General features: G+C 62.0%; 5 protein-coding genes. 1 reads left to right on the top strand and 4 read right to left on the bottom strand.

Annotation, left to right across the window (positions count from 1 at the left end):
• Positions 1 to 411: 411 nt before the first annotated feature.
• The 4 genes from N6P30_RS24040 to N6P30_RS24025 all read right to left on the bottom strand — a co-directional run bounded on the left by N6P30_RS24040 (position 412) and on the right by N6P30_RS24025 (position 2015).
• On the bottom strand, positions 412 to 726 hold the full coding sequence (locus tag N6P30_RS24040; protein ID WP_000091613.1) for a hypothetical protein: 315 nt from the start codon (positions 724 to 726) through the stop codon (positions 412 to 414).
• Between the two features lie 254 nt (positions 727 to 980).
• Positions 981 to 1337: a cupin domain-containing protein gene (locus N6P30_RS24035; protein WP_000215515.1), complete on the bottom strand. Its 357-nt coding sequence runs from the start codon at positions 1335 to 1337 to the stop codon at positions 981 to 983.
• On the bottom strand, positions 1327 to 1728 hold the full coding sequence (locus N6P30_RS24030) for a DUF86 domain-containing protein (protein WP_001293886.1): 402 nt from the start codon (positions 1726 to 1728) through the stop codon (positions 1327 to 1329). Before N6P30_RS24030 ends, N6P30_RS24035 begins: the two co-directional genes overlap by 11 nt.
• The gene (locus tag N6P30_RS24025) at positions 1725 to 2015 is read right to left on the bottom strand and encodes a nucleotidyltransferase family protein (RefSeq protein ID WP_001247892.1); all 291 of its coding nucleotides are present in this window, start codon (positions 2013 to 2015) and stop codon (positions 1725 to 1727) included. The genes N6P30_RS24030 and N6P30_RS24025 overlap by 4 nt, the downstream gene beginning before the upstream one ends.
• A 74-nt stretch (positions 2016 to 2089) precedes the next feature.
• Here N6P30_RS24025 and N6P30_RS24020 point away from each other — a divergent pair.
• A partial coding sequence (locus N6P30_RS24020) for a Tn3-like element ISPa38 family transposase (protein WP_009309936.1) occupies positions 2090 to 5050 on the top strand: 2961 nt, incomplete at its 3' end.

The raw sequence follows: 5050 nt of genomic DNA, 5'->3' as shown, positions 1-5050 counted from the left end.
ACTGACGGCGCGACAGCAAACTTACGAAGCATAAAGGCAGAAATACACCAGTTTAAACAATCATTCATCTGGTTTTGCGAATACTGATATTGATGATACTAACGGCCCACCGGCCTGTTGAGGAACCTGTAAAACGGAAAGGCTCATTGAAGCCGTATATTTTCTGGAGGTTCATCAGGCGCGGAACTCATCGAGGCGCGGGAATAAAATCCCATTCAGACGCCGGATAGATTCAAGCAAGCCAACTTGTCGTCAAAATCGGTGTTGCAAAAACGGGAGTGACCATAGATTCCGTTTTCCAAGCGGACCCCAACGTCGCCGGCATCGCGCCGGCAAAAATCGAAAAACAGAAATATCAGCAAGATAGCTTAAACAGGTGTCGGGAAATTTCGTTGAGATATTTTGAAGGAATCACAGTGTAAGCAGGCGCTTTTTCAGGGAGGCGCGTTCTTGCGGGTTGCGTCCCTTGTGATTGGCGATGCGATCCGCCGTGGCGGCCTGGCGCTTGACGGGCCAGTAGGAGCGGCCATCCTTGCCCATCGACCAGACGCTGCTGGCCTGGTTTTCCAGCAGGGGCAGATGGGCGCTCAGGGCTTCGGGCGACGCGCTGGTCAGCGCCGTGCGCTCACGGGTGCGCCAGCGCTGATGCCAGAGCTTCTTGTCCTCGCGCTCGCTGCCGCAGGTCGTGTGCCCGACGATGGGTGTTTTGCGGCGGCTGCGGCTCATAACGTAGTGGTCTCCAAGAACATTCAGGACTGATCCCAGGCGTCGATGGTCAAGACCTGATCGGCAGGACAGGCGGCTACGCGGTCGGGAACTGGATGGTGTTCAGTCTCATGCCGACCCCATTCGATTGATCGCGTCGCTTGCGGCACGCTGCGACGCAAGGAGGTTTGCGACCTGGTTTAGCAGCCGTGTCCGCTGCATGTCTGTTACCTATCTCCCCGACCGCTCATTGGACCAACTCCAGAGATTGGGCTCTATCGCTCAGCCAATACGAAACCGGCATTGGCTGATGCCACAACCGAGACTAACACAAATGGCTCGGTACCTGTATTTCGCGCCCCGTGCACTTGGCCCGGTCTTGCCACGGCTATCTCACCTTCCCTGAGGGCACGAACAATCCCATTGCCCTGAAAGTAATCAGCCATTCCCGACAAAACAGTCCACGTGTCTTGGCCGTGAGGATGAATGTGAGCCGCAATTTCCTGCCCGGGATGGACATGCCAAACCACGATAATTGAGTCTCGGGTTTCAAGCACAACGGAACGAATAGGCTCGCCTTCGGACGGCTGAACATACTCGGCTACAGAAAATATTCTCGATTCAACAGTCATCGGAGATCCCTCTTTCACAGTTGTCGTTACGGTCTTCATCGTCGGCATCCTGACGCACGGCGGGCAATTGCTGGAGCAACGCCGGCAGCCATTCCTGTACCGTCTCCCACACCACATCGAGGTTGATGTCGAAATAGCCGTGAGCCATGCGATTACGCATATTGCGCATGCTGCGCCACGGCACGTCGGCATGCGCCTGGGTGAACTCGACGTAGCCATCCATCACCTTTGTGGCCGCCTCGCCGATGACGATCAGGCTCATGATGACGGCCTGCTGGGTGCGCTTGTCGGCCAAGAAGTCGTCCTTGGCCATCCCTTCCACGAAGCTGCGCGCATCGGTTGCGGCCTGCTGAATGTGGTCGAGGTAATCGGGCAGGCGGTTCTCGCTCATATCGGTTGCGCCTCCGCGAGCACCTTGGCCCGGAACTTCGGCGGCAGGTCGCCGGGAGTCAGCAGATCGACGTCAACGCCGAGCAGCGATTTCAGTTCTTCTTCCAAATCGCCCAAGTCCAACAACGTGGCACCGGGCAGCGCATCGACCAACAGGTCGAGGTCGCTGCCATCCCGGTCGGTGCCATGCAGCACCGAGCCGAAGACGCGCGGGTTCGCGGCGCGAAAGCGGCCTACCGCTTCACGCACTGCGCTTCGCTTCATGTCAAGCACAACAGACGGTCGCATGCGCATCCTTTCTTATCGAAACTCGTTGAGATGATATGCAATCAAGAATAGAATTTCAAGAAGAAGGAAACCGCATGCCCCGCCGTTCGATCCTCTCCGCCGCCGAGCGCGAAAGCCTGCTGGCGTTGCCGGACACCAAGGATGAGTTGATCCGTCACTACACGTTCAGCGAAAGCGACCTCTCCATCATCCGGCAGCGGCGCGGCCCGGCCAATCGGCTGGGCTTCGCGGTGCAGCTCTGCTACCTGCGCTTTCCCGGCGTCATCCTTGGCGCTGATGAGCCACCGTTCCCGCCATTGCTGAGACTGGTCGCCAACCAGCTCAAGGTCGGCATCGAAAGCTGGGACGAGTACGGGCAGCGTGAGCAGACCCGACGCGAGCACCTGGTCGAGCTGCAAACGGTGTTCGGCTTCCAGCCGTTCACGATTGGCCACTACCGGCAGGCTGTCCAGTTGCTGACCGAGCTGGCCATGCAAACCGACAAGGGCATCGTGCTGGCCAGAGCCTTGATCGAGCACCTGCGGCGGCAGTCGGTCATTGTGCCCGCCCTCAACGCCGTCGAGCGGGCGAGCGCCGAAGCGATTACCCGCGCCAACCGGCGTCTCTACGACGCCTTGGCTGAGCCGCTGACGGACGTGCATCGCCGTCGCCTCGACGATCTGCTCAAGCGCCGCGACAACGGCAAGACGACGTGGCTGGCCTGGCTGCGGCAATCCCCGGTCAAACCGAACTCGCGGCACATGCTGGAACACATCGAACGCCTCAAGGCGTGGCAGGCGCTCGACCTGCCCTCCGGCATCGAGCGGCTGGTTCACCAGAACCGGCTGCTCAAGATCGCCCGCGAGGGCGGCCAGATGACGCCCGCCGACCTGGCGAAGTTCGAGCCGCAGCGGCGTTACGCGACCCTGGTGGCGCTCGCCATCGAGGGCATGGCCACCGTCACCGACGAAATCATCGACCTGCATGACCGCATCCTGGGCAAGCTGTTCAATGCCGCCAAGAACAAGCATCAGCAGCAGTTCCAGGCATCCGGCAAGGCGATCAATGCCAAGGTGCGGCTGTTCGGGCGCATCGGCCAGGCGCTGATCGAGGCCAAGCAAGCGGGCCGCGATCCGTTCGCCGCCATCGAGGCCGTCATGTCCTGGGATGCTTTCGCCGAGAGCGTCACCGAAGCGCAGCGGCTCGCGCAACCCGAGGACTTCGATTTCCTGCACCGCATCGGCGAGAGCTACGCCACGCTGCGCCGCTACGCGCCGGAATTTCTCGACGTGCTCAAGTTGCGGGCCGCGCCCGCCGCCAAGGACGTACTCGACGCCATCGAGGTGCTGCGCAGCATGAACAGCGACAACGCCCGCAAGGTGCCCACCGACGCGCCGACCGAGTTCATCAAGCCGCGCTGGCAGAAGCTGGTGATGACCGACACCGGCATCGACCGGCGCTACTACGAACTGTGCGCGCTGTCGGAGCTGAAGAACGCGCTGCGCTCCGGCGACATCTGGGTGCAAGGCTCGCGCCAGTTCAAGGACTTCGAGGACTACCTGGTGCCGCCCGCGAAATTCGCCAGCCTCAAGCAGGCCAGCGAATTGCCGCTGGCCGTGGCCACCGATTGCGACCAGTACCTGCATGACCGGCTGACGCTGCTGGAAACGCAGCTCGCCACCGTCAACCGCATGGCGCTGGCCAACGAGCTGCCGGACGCCATCATCACGGAGTCGGGCCTGAAGATCACGCCGCTCGATGCGGCGGTGCCCGATACCGCACAGGCCCTGATCGACCAGACGGCGATGATCCTACCGCACGTCAAGATCACCGAATTGCTGCTGGAGGTAGACGAATGGACGGGCTTCACCCGGCACTTCGCCCACCTGAAGTCAGGCGACCTGGCCAAGGACAAAAACCTGTTGCTGACCACGATCCTCGCCGACGCGATCAACCTGGGCCTGACCAAGATGGCGGAATCGTGCCCCGGCACGACCTACGCCAAGCTGGCCTGGCTGCAAGCCTGGCACATCCGCGACGAAACCTACGGGGCGGCACTGGCCGAGCTGGTCAACGCGCAGTTCCGACATCCCTTCGCCGAGCATTGGGGCGACGGCACCACGTCATCGTCGGACGGCCAGAACTTCCGCACCGGCAGCAAGGCCGAGAGCACCGGCCACATCAATCCGAAATACGGCAGCAGCCCAGGGCGGACGTTCTACACCCATATCTCCGACCAGTACGCGCCGTTCCACACCAAGGTCGTGAACGTCGGCGTGCGCGACTCGACCTACGTGCTCGACGGCCTGCTGTATCACGAATCCGACCTGCGGATCGAGGAGCACTACACCGACACGGCAGGGTTCACGGACCACGTCTTCGCGTTGATGCACCTGCTGGGCTTCCGCTTCGCCCCGCGCATTCGTGACCTGGGCGACACCAAGCTCTACATCCCGAAGGGCGATGCCACCTACGAGGCGTTGAAACCGATGATCGGCGGCACGCTCAACATCAAGCACGTCCGCGCCCATTGGGATGAAATCCTGCGGATGGCCACCTCGATCAAGCAGGGCACGGCGACGGCCTCGCTGATGCTCAGGAAGCTTGGCAGCTACCCGCGCCAGAACGGCCTGGCCGTCGCCCTGCGTGAGCTGGGACGCATCGAGCGCACACTGTTCATCCTGGACTGGCTGCAAAGCGTCGAGCTGCGCCGCCGCGTGCATGCCGGGCTGAACAAAGGCGAGGCGCGCAACGCGCTGGCCCGCGCCGTGTTCTTCAACCGCCTGGGGGAAATCCGCGACCGCAGCTTCGAGCAGCAGCGCTACCGGGCCAGCGGCCTCAACCTGGTGACGGCGGCCATCGTGCTATGGAACACGGTCTATCTGGAGCGGGCCGCGAACGCCTTGCGTGGCCACGGTCAAGCCGTCGATGACGGCCTGTTGCAGTACCTGTCGCCGCTCGGCTGGGAGCACATCAACCTGACCGGCGATTACCTCTGGCGCAGCAGCGCCAAGATCGGCGCGGGCAAGTTCAGGCCGCTACGGCCGCTGCAACCG

The sequence above is a fragment of the Enterobacter sp. PL1 genome, from assembly GCF_945957325.1.
In the GTDB taxonomy this organism is placed as follows: Bacteria; Pseudomonadota; Gammaproteobacteria; order Enterobacterales; family Enterobacteriaceae; genus Enterobacter; species Enterobacter roggenkampii.
The sequence above is the reverse complement of the archived record's forward strand: the minus strand, read 5'-3'. Positions and strand labels throughout refer to the sequence as shown.

Coding starts and splice junctions, on each gene's coding strand:
- N6P30_RS24040 (WP_000091613.1), bottom strand. CDS start 726: ATGAGCCGCAGCCGCCGCAAAACACCCATCGTCGGGCACACGACCTGC.
- N6P30_RS24035 (WP_000215515.1), bottom strand. CDS start 1,337: ATGACTGTTGAATCGAGAATATTTTCTGTAGCCGAGTATGTTCAGCCG.
- N6P30_RS24030 (WP_001293886.1), bottom strand. CDS start 1,728: ATGAGCGAGAACCGCCTGCCCGATTACCTCGACCACATTCAGCAGGCC.
- N6P30_RS24025 (WP_001247892.1), bottom strand. CDS start 2,015: ATGCGACCGTCTGTTGTGCTTGACATGAAGCGAAGCGCAGTGCGTGAA.